A 14,005-nucleotide genomic window follows, 5' to 3' on the forward strand; every position below is an offset into this window, starting at 1 on the left:
TGCATAATTATAAATAGTTGGAGGCCTATACACTATGTGTAGGTCTCTTTTGTAAAATAGCTAAATTTTTATTTATATAGATTAAAGGAGTGATATTTATGAAAACTTATGTAGAAATAATCGACATAGTTGGAAGACAAATTTTGGATTCTAGGTGTTTCCCTACTGTAGAGGTTGAAGTTTACTTAGAAGATGGAACAGTAGGAAGAGCAGCTGTACCTTCAGGAGCATCAACAGGTATATACGAAGCTGTGGAATTAAGAGATGGTGACAAAGATAATTATTTAGGAAAGAGCGTAGAAAATGCTGTTAAAAACGTTAATGATATAATTGCAGAAGAATTAATAGGTTGCAATGTATTTGACCAAACATATATTGATAAAATTATGATTGAATTAGATGGTACACCAAATAAAGGAAAGCTTGGTGCTAATGCTATCTTAGGTGTATCTTTAGCATGTGCACAAGCAGCTGCTAACTCATTAGGATTACCTCTTTATAAGTATATTGGAGGAGTTAATGCTAAGACTTTACCAGTGCCAATGATGAACATTATAAATGGTGGTTCACATGCAGACAACTCAGTTGATTTACAAGAATTCATGGTTATGCCAGTAGGGGCTAAAACTTTTTCAGATGCTATGAGAATGTGCGCTACTGTGTACCACACTTTAAAGAAGACATTACATGATAAGGGATATTCAACAGCTATTGGAGATGAAGGTGGATTCGCTCCAAACCTTAAATCAAACGAAGAAGCTATCGAAGTTATTATCGAAGCTATAACTAAGGCTGGATATAAGGCTGGAGAAGATATGTTTATAGCTATCGATGCTGCATCTTCAGAATACTATAAAGATGGTAAGTATGTATTAGAACACGAAGGAAAGACTTTAACTGCTGAAGAAATGGTTGATTTCTTAGAAGCTTGGGTTGATAAGTATCCAATAATTTCAATCGAAGACGGTATGGCTGAAGAAGATTGGGAAGGATGGAAGCTACTTACTGACAGATTAGGTAAGAAGGTTCAATTAGTTGGAGATGACTTATTTGTAACTAACACTGAAAGATTAGAAATGGGAATTGAAAAGGGAGTTGCTAACTCAATTCTTATTAAGCTTAACCAAATCGGTACTTTAACTGAAACTTTAAATGCTATTGAAATGGCTAACAGAGCAGGAATGACTGCAGTAGTTTCTCATAGATCAGGAGAAACTGAAGATACAACAATAGCTGATTTAGTTGTTGCTGTTAATGCAGGACAAATTAAAACTGGTGCACCAGCAAGATCTGAAAGAGTTGCTAAGTACAATCAATTACTTAGAATTGAAGAAGAATTAGAAGATGTAGCTGAATATAGAGGAAGAAAAGCATTCTTCAATATAAAATAGTAAAGAATTTTAAAAGAACTGCCTTAGGCAGTTCTTTTCTTACGTCTATAAAAGTATAGTTATTTTCATTCCGTTACCTTCAAGACTTTCAGCATAAATAGCCCCTGAATGTGCTTCTATTATATCGTGAGCTATTGCCATACCTAATCCAGAACCTTCTATCTGGCTTGATGTATTAGTGCCTCTATAATATCTTTCAAAAATGTATCTTAAGTCTTTTGGGGATACACCTTTGCCATCATCTTTTATTACAATTTTCACCTTAGACTTATTTATTCTTTCAACCTTTACTTCTACATTAACCTTATAGTCGTTATGAAGGAAGGCGTTTATAATTAAATTAATAAAAACTCTTTTAATTAAGTTTTCATCTAAATTAATCTTTATATCTTTCTCATAAAAAGTAAAATTAATTGAGCCATTATTAAATTTGTCATCATTCATTATATCTATTATTACATGTCTTATTAGGGAAATAATATTAACTTCTTTTTTATTTAATAGTAAATTTTTATCTTTAAGATGAGAGGAAAGGTTTAAATCCTCAACTAAATTTTTAATGTAATCAACCTTATTAATAATTATGTTAGAATACCGAATTCTTTGTTCATCATTAATTTTATAATCTTCTACAGACATTATTTCTGCATTTCCCCTAATTGAAGTTAAGGGAGTTTTTATATCATGAGATATATTTGAAATCCATTCTTTTCTCATTTCCTCTAGTTTATTTCTTTCAAGTTCATTAGTATACAGCCTATTTGAAAGTATATTTAGACTTTCTCTAACATCTGAATATATTCCTTTCCCAACATTCTCTATAGAATATTTCCCTTTGGATAGGTTATTAATTCTATGGACTAATCTCTTAATTGGACGGGTAATATGTATTAAATAAATGCAGCTAATAAGTAGTATAAAAATTATAACTATTGCTATAAACAATGGAAAGTTATGAGCTTTAATTAATTGGTCTTTATTATAAGCAAATATTAATCTTTCAACTTTATTAGGATTAAAAAACAAAATAGTAGTATAATCATTTCCTTGGAAATAATTGGAAAACAAAAACATAGTTTGATCTGTATTTGTATATAGATTAATTAAGATTTCATTATTATATTCTTTTGGATAGTCCTTTGGTTTATTATAGCTATAAACTTCCTTATTATTTTTATCTAGTATTTGTAGTTTTACATCATTACTATTTAGTAAAGCTAAACCTTCAGAATCTACATAAATATTATCATTATTATCTAAATGTATATGTGTTTTAAATGAATTAATAAAGTCAGAAGGATAATAGTCTGAAGCAAAGCTATGTTTAACACTTACATCATATAGTCCTATTGTTATGCAAATTAATATTATTGCAATTATAGAAGAAACTATAAATTTTAATGAAGGTTTAAATATCATTTTTACCCTCCTTTATAAATTTATATCCAAGCCCTATTACTGTAGTTATATATTTAGGATTTGAGGGATCCTTTTCAATTTTCTTTCTAAGCTTTCTAATATGAACAGTTATAGTATTGTCATATCCAAAGAAATCTTCACCCCAAACTTCATTACAGATCATCTCTTTACTTAAAATTCTATTAGGATTATCAATAAAGTATAAAAGAAGCTTTAACTCTTTTGCAGTAAATTCTAAAAGGTTACCATCCTTATATACTGTTCCTTTATCTTTATGTATTTCTATATTGTCAAATTTAATTATTTTATTATCATCTATACTGATTTTACTAAAGGTTCTAAGACGAGCTTTAACCCTAAAAGCAACTTCTCTTGCACTAAAAGGTTTTGTAATATAATCATCAGCTCCTAGGGCAAAGCCTAGAAGTCTATCTACTTCTTCTGATTTTGCTGAAAGAAAGAGTATTGGAACTTCACTTATTTTTCTTATTTCTTTAAAAACATCATATCCTATAATGTCTGGAAGCATTATATCTAAAAGTACTATATCAGGATTTTCTTTTCTAAATAATTCTATTCCTTCTTTTCCTGAAGTTGCCCTATATATATACTTAAAACCTTCCATTTCTAAAACAGTAGTTAAAATATCTAAAATTTCAATTTCATCATCTATTAATAAAATTTTATTCATTTCAATCATCCTTTGTTTTTTATAAATTATAACATAAATAGTTTTTCCTAAAATATTTATGTAAATTAATTAAGATGGAATTAAGACCATTTTTATTTAGAATAAATATCTCTCCATTAAAGTAGTAGTGACAAAAGAAAAAAGTGAGGGAAAAACAATGAGAAATAATTTTAAAATAGCTTATAGATTTATAAAGTCTAATAAAGCTCAGACAATTTTAATAGCATTAGGTATTGCTTTAGGAGTCACAGTACAACTTTTCTTAGGGTTACTTATTAATAACTTAAATGATAATTTATTAAATAAAACAATAGGTAATACCTCTCAGATAACAGTTTCTTCAAAAGATAAGGGGATATCTAATTATAATGAGATTATATCTAATATAAAAGATAAAGAAGATAAGATTACAAATATAATGGGGGTATTAGATAATCCTGCAATAGTAAAAGAAGGAGATTCTAATAAATCAATTATAGTTAGAGGATTAGATTTATCTAAAGAAAATGATATCTATGATTTAACTAATAAAATAAGTGAAGGTAAATTTCCTGAAAATGAAAATGAAGTGTTAATTGGTAAGGGATTAAGTGAAGATTTAAGTTTAAAAGTGGATGATGAATTAATGTTTTCATCACCTAGCATTGGGGAAAAGAAGGTTAAGGTAACTGGAATAGTTGACTTGAAAGTAAAAGGAATGAATGATTCATGGGTAATTACAACATTAACTAACTCTCAAAATATTTTTTCTAAAGATGGGGAAGTGTCTTCTATAGAAATGAGGATTAATAATGAATATGTTTTTGAGAGTGATGAAATTAGTAAAAGTATATCTTCCTACATTCCTAGTGATTTAGATATTGTAAATTGGAAAGAGGATAATGAAAGTTTATTAGATGCATTAAGTGGACAGAAGACATCAAGTATTACAATACAAGTATTTATTATAATATCTGTAACTATGAGTATTGCTGGAGTGTTAGCTATTTCAGTTATTCAAAAGTCAAAGCAAATAGGAATACTTAAGGCAATGGGAATAAGAAATAGAAGTGCAGCATCTATTTTTATACTTCAAGGATTAATTTTTGGTGTAGTTGGAGCTTTATCTGGAGGAATATTAGGAATAACCTTATTTAAAATATTCACAGTTATGGTTAAAACATCTGATGGAAGTCCATTAGTTCCAGGAAATATGTATTATGGGTTTATTTTAATGAGCATAGTTATTTCAATTTTAGCAGCAGTTTTAGCTTCAATAATAGCAGCTAAAAAGTCACTTAAATTAGATCCAATAGATATTATAAGAAACAATTAGGAGGAAGTTATGAGTGCATTAGAGCTTAAAAATATAACAAAAGTATATGGAGAAAAAGTAAAAACTAAGGTATTAAATAATACAGATCTAACAATAAACGAAGGAGAATTTGTTTCTATTATAGGACAAAGTGGAAGTGGTAAAAGTACATTGCTAAACATAATGGGAACTTTATCTAAAGGAAGTAGTGGAACACTTTATATTAATGGTATTAATGTAGAAGGTATGAACAAGAATGAACTTGCTGATTTAAGAAATAGTGAACTAGGCTTTATATTTCAGTTTCATTATCTTTTACCTGAATTTACAGTTATTGAAAATATATTAATGCCTTATTCCATTTCAGGAAAGAAAGTAAACAAGGAAATCCTAGAAAGGGCTAATGAGCTTATAGATTTAGTAGGATTAACTAAAGTTAAAAATAACATGGCTACAGATTTATCTGGAGGACAGCAACAAAGAGCAGCAATAGCTAGAGCATTAATAAATAGTCCTAAAATAATTTTGGCAGATGAACCAACAGGAAATTTAGATTCAAATACGACTAATGATATATATAATCTACTTAGAGATATTAATAAAAAGTATAATACAACCTTTGTAATAATAACTCATGATAACAGAATAGCTGAAAAGGCAGATAGAGTTATAGAAGTATTAGATGGAAATATAATAAAAGACTATTTAAATTAGTTGAAGAAGTAATAAATCATTGATTTTATTATAAAAAGAGAGGATATTTATTTTGAACAGAATAAGCAAAATAAATACCCTCTCTAATTTTATTGTCTAATCCATTCTACAACACCAGGTGTAAGTGAAGCTAAATCTTCTTTATCAACTTTATTTACAAAAATCATATCTTTTTCTTCTAAGAAGTCTTTTAAGAATGAAACTATTTCTTCAGAGTTCTTATCAGTTTTTACTAAGAAACTTGTAGGCATTAAATGAGCCCATGCTCCTAATGTTTTAATATGTGCTGTTACTTCATAGTCATCACGTTCTTCATGATGATGGTGGTGATGATCATGGTCACCGTGGTTTTCACATCCACAAGAATGAGATTCTTCTTTTAAATAATAAGTTATTAAATATGTATTCATTTTTGTACCTACCTTTAATTAATGTTTAAATTAATAATAATATAGATAGCTTTTAAATGCTAGTTAAATATAAAATAAATAATTGGCATCTGCACCATGTAGGAGTATAATATCTAAGGAATTATATAAAGTAGACTAGCTTAATAAAGAATTTATATAGATAGTAGGAGAGGTATATGGTTAAGATACAGAAGCCTAAATTTATAAATTTAGAAGATGTTCAAGATTTTTATGATGAAGTTATATATGCAGAAGAAATAGTAAGTAAGATTGTTGAGGGATATTCTATAGAAGGAAAAAATGAACGAGGATTAACTATAGATTCATGCAAGTTTAAAAATGTTGTATTTACAAATTGTTCTTTTGAAAATCTTGATTTAATAGATACTAGATTTGAAAGCTGTGATTTATCAAATGTTAACTTAAGTAATAGTGGAATTCATAGAGTAGAATTTGTAAATTGTAAGCTTGTTGGTACAAGGTTTGATGAAAGTAATATAAAGGATGTACTAATTAAAGATTCTATAGGAAGATATTCTAATTTCTCTTTTTCAAAAGTAAATGGGATGAATATATTAAATAGTGATTTTGAAGAAGCAACCTTTCAAGAGGTTAAACATAAGAAGTTATCAGTTGAGGAAAGTAGTTTTATAAATGCATATTGTAACAAAACTTCCTTTGAAAAGGTGGATTTAACCTCCTGTGACATAGATGGTATAAATGTAGATATTGAAGATGTTAGGGGAGCTATTGTTACAACGATGCAAGCGTTACATCTAACAAAGTTATTAAATTTGCAAATTAAATAGGATTTTTAACTGACTATAAGCGCAAATTTTGTTATAATAAGACGAAAAAAACTAAGACAGATGGAGGAGTTTATGACAATATTAAGTATTATTGCTTCATTTTTTATAGGGGCTATACCTACAGGATTTATTTTAGCTAAGAAGTTTAAGGGAGTAGATATAAGAACTGAAGGTAGTGGAAATATTGGTTCGACAAATGTTAGAAGAGTATTAGGTCATAAATTGGCAGTAGCAACACAGGTTATTGATGTATTAAAGGGGCTTGTACCTGTAGCAATAGCAATAGGGATACATAAAAGTGGACTTATAGATATGGATTATTCTCTATATGTATCATTAGTAGCATTAGCTTCTATACTAGGACATAATTTTACACCTTTTCTATCTTTTAAGGGAGGAAAGGGAGTTAACACAACTCTAGGATCTTTCTTTTTATTAAGTCCTTTATCAGTAGTAGTAGGAGTAGCTACTTATTTTATATTAAAGTATTTTACTAAAATAGTATCTATTAGGTCTATAGCTCTTGGAATATCTATGCCAATCACTTGTTTATTAACAGGAGCAGATATGACAATTACAATTTCAGCGTTTTTATCTACACTATTATTAATTGTAAGGCATAAATCAAATATTATTAGAATAATGAATGGTACTGAAAAATAATAAGGTATAGTAATAAACCACCTAATTTTAGGTGGTTTTTAATTTAAGGAAACTACTACTATATACAATATTTTAGGATATTAGTGTATATTGATTATATGGAAGCAATAGGAATTTATAATGAGTAATTTCAAAGGGGGGAGGTTATGAGTGGGAAATTCAAAAGTAACTTTAATATTTCAACTTTATGCTTATTTTTTGGGGTAATACTAATATTTAATTTTATAGGTTGTGCAGATAATAATGAACTAACTGTTAAGGAAACACCTAAGTTAGATAATTATATTCTACCTAAACCTTTAAGTTATAAAAAAGGAGAAGGGGAATTTTCATTATCAAAGGATACAATTATATATGTAAAAGGAAATAGTGAAGAAGAAACAGAAGAGATATATAAGATAGGGAAGTATTTTAAAGATAAGATTAAACCATCTACAGACTTTGAACTAATTATTCATAAGTCATTAGGTGAAATGAATAATAGTATAACATTAACTACTGTAAATGGGGAAAAAAACTTAGGTGATGAGGGATACAAGTTATTTGTAACAGAGAAAGGGATTGAAATTGTTGCATACTCACCTGAAGGAATATTTAGAGGAATACAAAGTTTAAGACAGCTATTACCAGTAGAGATAGAGTCAAGGGAGGTTGTAGAAAATCATCATTGGAGCATTCCTTTTGTAGAAATAGAGGACATGCCAGAATATGAATACAGAGGGATAATGATAGATGTAGCAAGGCACTTTTTTCCTGTTGAAGACATAAAGCGGCAGATAGATTTAGTGGCTCAATATAAAATTAATAAGCTTCATTTACATTTAAGTGATGATCAAGGGTGGAGGTTAGAAATTAAAAAGTGGCCTGATTAAACTAATATTGGCTCTAAAAGTGAGGTTGGTGGAGGAAAAGGTGGTTATTACACTCAAGATGATTTTAAGGAAATAGTTAAATATGCTGCTGATAGATATATTGAGGTTATACCAGAATTTGATATGCCGGGTCATACAAATTCTGCGTTAGCATCCTATGGGTTCTTAAATTCTGATGGTAAGAAGAAGGAGCATTATACAGGTATAGATATTGGATTTAGTTCTTTAATGTGTAGAGATGAGAAAACTTATAAATTTATTGAAGATATAATAAGGGAAGTTTCAGAAATATCACCTTCTAAATACATTCATATAGGTGGTGATGAGGCTGATAGTACATCAAAAGAAGATTATAAGTATTTTATGGGTAGAGTTTCTAAAATAGTAGAGAATCACGGAAAGGTTCCAATTGGATGGGATCCAGCAGATACATCAGAAGATATATCTTCTAACTTCATTCTTCAAAACTGGTCTGGTTCTAATAAGGTAGCAAGGGAAAAGAATTTAAAAATGATAATTTCAATAGCTAAAAAATCATATTTAGATATGAAGTATCATGAAGATATAAAGCTTGGGTTAAAATGGGCTGGATATATTTCAATAATTAAAGGATATGATTGGGATCCTACTAATTGTGCTCCTAAGGAGTTGATTTTAGGAATTGAAGCTCCTCTTTGGAGTGAAACCTTAAGAAATCAAGAGGATATGGATTATATGATTTACCCAAGAGTCTTAGGATATGCAGAAATAGGATGGACTCCTAAAGAAGGTAGAAATACTGGAGAATATATTCAAAGAATGAAAGAAAATGCAAAGAGATTAGAACTTCAGGGAGTTAATTATTATAAAGATCCAAGCCTTTGGAAATAAGAAATAAAAGGGTTAAATTCTCATTGTGAGAATTTAACCCTTAATTATTATACTATTTAGTATAGTTATCAAAATATCCTTGGATGTATATAATAGGAGTTCCTTTATCACCACTACCAGATGTTAAATCAGATAAAGAACCTATTAAATCAGTAAGTCTTCTTGGAGTTGTTCCTTGAGAAGCCATATTACCAACTAAGTCTGCATCCTTATTCTTAATGTATTCAGATATAGCCTTCTTTAATTCTTCACCCTTTAAATCAGCGAAATCATTATCAGCAAGGTATTTTAATTTAATTTCATTTGGAGTTCCTTCTAATCCAGCAGTATAAGCAGGAGATACAACTGGGTCAGCAAGTTCCCATATTTTACCTACAGGATCCTTGAAAGCACCATCTCCATAAACCATAACTTCAACTTCTTTTCCTGTCTTTTCTTTTAATAGAGCTTGAATTTTATCAACTATTGGTTGACAGTTACGAGGGAAAAGCTTAACTTTGTCTTCTGTAGATTTGTTAGAACCTAAAAGACCATAAGCTTCATTACATCCACTTCCATCAATTGATTCTGATAATATGTTATCAAGACTGTATATCTTTTCTCCACCATTAGCCTTTAAGATTCTCTTAGTTCTAAATCTTGAGTGAATATCACAAGCTAGTACACTCTTTGTATAATTTAAAATTGTCTTTGCATCATTAGAGAAGATTACTTCACATTCTACACCATATTCTTCAATTAATGACTTGTAGTATTCAACATAGTCAACACCAGTGAAAGGATGCTTATTATATCCAAATAGCTCACGGAATTTTGCTTCTGTTAAAACATCAGTCCATGGGTTAACTCCCTTTTCATCTAACATGTCTAAATCAACTAAGTGATTACCAACTTCATCAGAAGGGTAGCTAAGCATAAGAACTATTTTCTTATGAGCTCCTTTAGCAATTCCTCTTAAGCATATAGCAAAACGGTTACGGCTAAGAATTGGGAATATAACACCTATTGTATCTTCACCAAATTTAGCTTGTACATCCTTAGCTATATTATCTATTGAAGCATAGTTACCTTGAGCACGAGCTACTATTGATTCAGTAACTGTAACTACATCCTTATCTTGAATTTCAAATCCTTCAACTTCAGATGCTTTTAATACGCTTTCAACAACTATATTTTCAATACTGTCACCTTCTTTAATAATAGGGCAACGTAACCCTCTAACAACAGTTCCTACTACTCTTTCCACTATACAATCTCCCCTTATTCAAAAAATATAATAATTATTTCCATATGCTTGTAATATACTCCATATAATGATATAAGTAAAATAAATAGATTAAATAGTAGGTATAAGGAGTGCTTATATGATTACAAAGTTAGATTTATATAAAGTATTTAGCCAAGTAGTAAAAAGTAAAAGTTTTTCTAAAGCAGCTAAAGAATTGTATATGACACAGCCAGCTGTTAGCCAAGCTATAATGGCCCTTGAAAGAGAGTTGGATATAAGATTGTTTAATAGAACTCCTAAGGGAGTATCTCTTACTAATGAGGGGAGTTTATTATTTGAATATATTAATTCAGCAATGAATTTAATAAAACTTGGTGAAGAAAAGATATTAGAGTTTCAGAACCTTGCAATTGGAGAGTTAAAGATTGGAGTGGGAGATACAATATCTAAATATTTTCTAGTACCTTTTTTAGAAAAGTTTCATAATAAATATCCTAATATAAAGTTTAAAATTAACAATAGTACAACATTAGAACTTTGTGAATTATTAAAATCAGGAGATATTGATATTGCTATATGTAATCTTCCTATAGAAGATACTTCAATTGAATCCAGTTCTTGCTTTGAAGTAGGTGATATTTTTATATGTGGTGAAAAATTTAAGCATTTATCAAGAGAAAGTATAGAATTTAGTGAGATATGTAAATATCCTTTAATATTTTTAGAGCCTAATTCTAATTCAAGAAAGTATGTTGAAAAGTTTTTGCTATCTAAGGGTGTTAAAATATCTCCAGAGTTTGAGCTTGGCTCATATGATTTACTTTTAGAATTTGCAAAGATAAATTTAGGGGTAGCATGTGTTGTAAAAGAATTCACTAAGGAATATTTAGATGAAGGTACTATATACCAAGTGAAATTGAAAGAAGATATTCCAAGAAGAAGTATAGGTATTTGTCATTTGAAAAGTGTTCCTATGTCTATAGCCTCAACTAAGTTTGTTGAAATAATTAATAATGGCATATAGAATTGTAAATAACATAATACTATGATATTATAAAATCTCAATATAAGATACGAAGGAGAAATGTAGATTATGAGCGATTTTCCAAATTGTCCAAAATGTAATTCTGAATACACTTATGAGGATGGAAGTCTTTTTGTTTGTCCAGAATGTGCTCATGAATGGAGTAAAGAAGGAAACAATGAAGCTAGCGAGGATGTTTTAGTTGTTAAAGATTCTAATGGAAACATTTTAAGTGATGGAGATACTGTAACAATAATTAAGGACCTTAAAGTAAAAGGTGCATCATCTGCTTTAAAAAAGGGAACTAAGGTTAAAAACATAAAATTAGTAGAAGGTGACCACAATATAGATTGTAAGATTGATGGATTTGGTGCTATGAGTCTTAAATCTGAATTTGTAAAAAAACTTTAGTATAAAAATTAACTGGACAAAACAGATGTCCAGTTAATTTTTTGTTTTATATACATAAAATGATGAAAGTAGAGATATTAATTGAATTTTATACATTTTACTCTTTAACGTAAGGTGTAATTTGGAATATAATAATATAAAGTACATTTTTTGAAAGGTGATGAATATGGGGTTAGGTAAATTTGTAAAGAATACAATAAATGTTGTTGGTACTGCTGCTAAGGTTGGGGTTGAACTTGGGGCTGATGCTGTTGGTGCAATAGCAGAAAAGATTGATGATAACCCAGGGAGCAAGGAAAAATATCAAAACATGGGAAAGAAGCTTGGTGCTAATATTAAGAGTGGTGCAAGTAAAATAGCTGATACTTCATTAGATGTGGTTGATAATGCAGTAGAATCAGGAAGTAAAATCTGCAAGAATATTGGAGATGGAATAAGTGAAAAGATAAGCTCTGTTAAGACAAAAACAACAGATGCAAAAAAAGGTACTGTTGTTAAGAATGTAGATTTTGAAGAAGTAAAAGAAGAAGGAAATTACGGAACTATTAATTTGGATAATGAAGATAAGTAAAAAGGTAATCTAGATACTTAGGATAAAATAGATAAGGTAAAAAGGATGTGGAAGAAACGCTGCTTGTGCTAGTGTTTCTTCTTTTTTACCGTCTAGTAAATTATAAAATTTCAATTAGCTATAAATCAAAGGTATTATTATATTTTCATATTAAAAAATATAAAATAAAGGATGGTAATTTTATAATTTCCTTACCTTTAGTACGCGTGGGGTGGATATTTGTTTCCATGTGACTTGGAGCTTGCGACGGAACAAGGGAAATAAATATCCGCCACACCTTTTTTATAAAATGAATGTTGCAGTGTGCGGAAGATAATGGTAATATAAAAACATAACAATGTTATTAAAAATAATTACGATATAAGAAGAGGAAAAGTGAATGGGAAGAGAAGGACAAAGTAAGAGAAGTGAACGTATTAAGCAAGAGATATTAAATACAGCTATGGAAATAGGGATAGAAGAAGGATTTGAAGCTCTAACAGTTAGAAAAATAAGTGATAGGATGGATTATACAACAGGAGTTATATACCATCACTTTAAGGATAAGCAAGAAATAATTGATGAGATTCAAAAAAATGCTAACTTAGAGATGAAGAAAAGAATTTTAGCAGTACTAAAGCCAGATAGGGGATTTATAGAGAATGCTACTAGAGTTTTTCATAGCGTAATGGAATTAGCCATTAATGAAAGGGAAAGATACAATCTTATTGTTTTGGATAAGTATTCTACAAATAAGAATGAAGAGAATAGTCAATTTCTTCAGCTACTAGAAGCTAATATTGAAAAGGGGATAGAGCTTAGAGAAATCAAAAAGGTAGATGTGAAGAAAACAGCCATTTGTATCTGGAGTTCATTTTTAGGCTTCAATTTAATTATGAGTAAAACTAATGGTATAACTATGGAAGAAGCTGAAGAGTTATTTAAGGTTCAAACATCATTAATTTTTGGTGGATTAAAAAAATAAGGGAGAGAAGGGAATTGAAAAGAATGGGAAAAGTTATTTTAATTATTTTAGGTGTTTTAATTGTACTGTTTATTGCAGCTATGTTATTTTTCAAGAGCTATTTAAATCTTAACATTAAAGAATTAAGTCCAAATGAAAAGATGTTAAATGGAAACACTGATAAGAAAGCTTTAGTACTATATCAAAAATCAAAGCATGATACTGCTACTAATATTACTATGGCATTAGCTGAAGAGTTAAACCAAAATGGATACACTGTAGTTATAAATCATCCATCCTCAGAATTGAATTATAATGTTGATGATTATGATCTTTTAGTATTTGGTAGTGCTGTATATATGGGAACAATATCAGGGCCATTACAAAAATATATGAATAATGCTCCTTTAGAAGGGAAGGACGTTATAGTTTATTCTGTTGGAGGTTCACTGGATGAAAAGCAGGAATTGGAATTGCTGAAAGGTAAAGCTTCTAGAGCAAAGAGCGTTAAGGGTATCAAAGTGTCTAAGGGACAAGAGGAGGTAATAAAAAGCTTTATAGAAAAGTGCATAAACAAATAAATATGTAAATATATATTTTTATAAATATATCAATATATAAATATGGGAAGCTCTAGAATTACGCTAGGGCTTTTCGTTTTATATTTAGGAAATTGTAATTGGAATTAAACTGTG

The 14,005-nt window shown here is 29.2% G+C and carries 14 protein-coding genes and 1 pseudogene; 11 read left to right on the plus strand and 4 right to left on the minus strand.

Annotated elements, in window-relative coordinates; translation table 11 throughout:
- Positions 1 to 98 precede the first annotated feature (98 nt).
- Entirely contained in the window at positions 99 to 1,391 is a 1,293-nt protein-coding gene (gene eno / locus G594_RS0105990) for a phosphopyruvate hydratase (RefSeq protein ID WP_027097755.1), read from the plus strand.
- 45 nt (positions 1,392 to 1,436) lie between these two features.
- Here the strand turns inward: eno and G594_RS0105995 are convergent, their stop codons facing one another.
- A complete protein-coding gene (locus G594_RS0105995; protein WP_027097756.1) occupies positions 1,437 to 2,810 on the minus strand; it encodes a sensor histidine kinase in 1,374 nt (457 codons plus the stop codon).
- On the minus strand, positions 2,800 to 3,501 hold the full coding sequence (locus G594_RS0106000) for a response regulator transcription factor (protein WP_242829704.1): 702 nt from the start codon (positions 3,499 to 3,501) through the stop codon (positions 2,800 to 2,802). The genes G594_RS0105995 and G594_RS0106000 overlap by 11 nt, the downstream gene beginning before the upstream one ends.
- Positions 3,502 to 3,658: 157 nt before the next feature.
- Between G594_RS0106000 and G594_RS0106005 the strand changes: the two genes are divergently transcribed.
- Positions 3,659 to 4,816 carry an ABC transporter permease gene (locus G594_RS0106005; protein WP_027097758.1) on the plus strand — a complete coding sequence of 386 codons (1,158 nt, stop codon included), beginning with the start codon at positions 3,659 to 3,661 and terminating at the stop codon, positions 4,814 to 4,816.
- Positions 4,817 to 4,825: 9 nt separating this feature from the next.
- The gene (locus G594_RS0106010; protein WP_027097759.1) at positions 4,826 to 5,509 is read left to right on the plus strand and encodes an ABC transporter ATP-binding protein; all 684 of its coding nucleotides are present in this window, start codon (positions 4,826 to 4,828) and stop codon (positions 5,507 to 5,509) included.
- An 89-nt stretch (positions 5,510 to 5,598) separates the two neighbouring features.
- On the opposite strand, the gene G594_RS0106015 is transcribed toward G594_RS0106010, so the two are convergent.
- A complete protein-coding gene (locus tag G594_RS0106015) occupies positions 5,599 to 5,919 on the minus strand; it encodes a hypothetical protein (protein ID WP_027097760.1) in 321 nt (106 codons plus the stop codon).
- A 176-nt stretch (positions 5,920 to 6,095) separates the two neighbouring features.
- On the opposite strand from G594_RS0106015, the gene G594_RS0106020 reads away from it, so the two are divergent.
- From G594_RS0106020 to G594_RS18425, 3 genes and pseudogenes are all read left to right on the plus strand, one after another.
- Positions 6,096 to 6,728 carry a pentapeptide repeat-containing protein gene (locus G594_RS0106020; RefSeq protein WP_027097761.1) on the plus strand — a complete coding sequence of 211 codons (633 nt, stop codon included), beginning with the start codon at positions 6,096 to 6,098 and terminating at the stop codon, positions 6,726 to 6,728.
- 72 nt (positions 6,729 to 6,800) lie between these two features.
- A complete protein-coding gene (gene plsY / locus G594_RS0106025) occupies positions 6,801 to 7,391 on the plus strand; it encodes a glycerol-3-phosphate 1-O-acyltransferase PlsY (protein ID WP_034865941.1) in 591 nt (196 codons plus the stop codon).
- Positions 7,392 to 7,537: 146 nt separating this feature from the next.
- Positions 7,538 to 9,133, plus strand: a pseudogene (locus G594_RS18425) (beta-N-acetylhexosaminidase).
- A 52-nt stretch (positions 9,134 to 9,185) separates the two neighbouring features.
- On the opposite strand, the gene G594_RS0106035 reads toward G594_RS18425, so the two are convergent.
- Positions 9,186 to 10,379 (minus strand): coenzyme F420-0:L-glutamate ligase, encoded by a 1,194-nt coding sequence (locus tag G594_RS0106035; RefSeq protein ID WP_027097763.1) that lies wholly within the window; start codon positions 10,377 to 10,379, stop codon positions 9,186 to 9,188.
- 118 nt (positions 10,380 to 10,497) lie between these two features.
- Here G594_RS0106035 and G594_RS0106040 point away from each other — a divergent pair, with 118 nt between their 5' ends.
- The 5 genes from G594_RS0106040 (at position 10,498) to G594_RS0106060 (ending at position 13,891) form a co-directional block, all read left to right on the plus strand.
- Positions 10,498 to 11,385, plus strand: coding sequence for a LysR family transcriptional regulator (locus G594_RS0106040; protein WP_027097764.1), 888 nt, complete (start codon positions 10,498 to 10,500; stop codon positions 11,383 to 11,385).
- Positions 11,386 to 11,454: 69 nt separating this feature from the next.
- The gene (locus G594_RS0106045; protein ID WP_027097765.1) at positions 11,455 to 11,796 is read left to right on the plus strand and encodes a zinc ribbon domain-containing protein YjdM; all 342 of its coding nucleotides are present in this window, start codon (positions 11,455 to 11,457) and stop codon (positions 11,794 to 11,796) included.
- A gap of 166 nt (positions 11,797 to 11,962) precedes the next feature.
- Positions 11,963 to 12,367, plus strand: coding sequence for a hypothetical protein (locus G594_RS0106050; RefSeq protein WP_027097766.1), 405 nt, complete (start codon positions 11,963 to 11,965; stop codon positions 12,365 to 12,367).
- Between the two features lie 379 nt (positions 12,368 to 12,746).
- Positions 12,747 to 13,331, plus strand: coding sequence for a TetR/AcrR family transcriptional regulator (locus G594_RS19555; protein WP_027097767.1), 585 nt, complete (start codon positions 12,747 to 12,749; stop codon positions 13,329 to 13,331).
- A 23-nt stretch (positions 13,332 to 13,354) separates the two neighbouring features.
- Positions 13,355 to 13,891 (plus strand): flavodoxin family protein, encoded by a 537-nt coding sequence (locus G594_RS0106060; RefSeq protein ID WP_242829707.1) that lies wholly within the window; start codon positions 13,355 to 13,357, stop codon positions 13,889 to 13,891.
- The last annotated feature ends 114 nt before the right edge of the window (positions 13,892 to 14,005 follow it).

Source organism: Clostridium paraputrificum AGR2156, from assembly GCF_000424025.1.
GTDB classification, from domain to species: domain Bacteria; phylum Bacillota; class Clostridia; order Clostridiales; family Clostridiaceae; genus Clostridium; species Clostridium paraputrificum.

What these genes read in the sequence shown, in the direction of transcription:
- eno (WP_027097755.1), top strand. Translation starts at nt 99, where the DNA reads ATGAAAACTTATGTAGAAATAATCGACATAGTTGGAAGACAAATTTTG.
- G594_RS0105995 (WP_027097756.1), bottom strand. Translation starts at nt 2,810, where the DNA reads ATGATATTTAAACCTTCATTAAAATTTATAGTTTCTTCTATAATTGCA.
- G594_RS0106000 (WP_242829704.1), bottom strand. Translation starts at nt 3,501, where the DNA reads ATGAATAAAATTTTATTAATAGATGATGAAATTGAAATTTTAGATATT.
- G594_RS0106005 (WP_027097758.1), top strand. Translation starts at nt 3,659, where the DNA reads ATGAGAAATAATTTTAAAATAGCTTATAGATTTATAAAGTCTAATAAA.
- G594_RS0106010 (WP_027097759.1), top strand. Translation starts at nt 4,826, where the DNA reads ATGAGTGCATTAGAGCTTAAAAATATAACAAAAGTATATGGAGAAAAA.
- G594_RS0106015 (WP_027097760.1), bottom strand. Translation starts at nt 5,919, where the DNA reads ATGAATACATATTTAATAACTTATTATTTAAAAGAAGAATCTCATTCT.
- G594_RS0106020 (WP_027097761.1), top strand. Translation starts at nt 6,096, where the DNA reads ATGGTTAAGATACAGAAGCCTAAATTTATAAATTTAGAAGATGTTCAA.
- plsY (WP_034865941.1), top strand. Translation starts at nt 6,801, where the DNA reads ATGACAATATTAAGTATTATTGCTTCATTTTTTATAGGGGCTATACCT.
- G594_RS0106040 (WP_027097764.1), top strand. Translation starts at nt 10,498, where the DNA reads ATGATTACAAAGTTAGATTTATATAAAGTATTTAGCCAAGTAGTAAAA.
- G594_RS0106045 (WP_027097765.1), top strand. Translation starts at nt 11,455, where the DNA reads ATGAGCGATTTTCCAAATTGTCCAAAATGTAATTCTGAATACACTTAT.
- G594_RS0106050 (WP_027097766.1), top strand. Translation starts at nt 11,963, where the DNA reads ATGGGGTTAGGTAAATTTGTAAAGAATACAATAAATGTTGTTGGTACT.
- G594_RS19555 (WP_027097767.1), top strand. Translation starts at nt 12,747, where the DNA reads ATGGGAAGAGAAGGACAAAGTAAGAGAAGTGAACGTATTAAGCAAGAG.
- G594_RS0106060 (WP_242829707.1), top strand. Translation starts at nt 13,355, where the DNA reads ATGGGAAAAGTTATTTTAATTATTTTAGGTGTTTTAATTGTACTGTTT.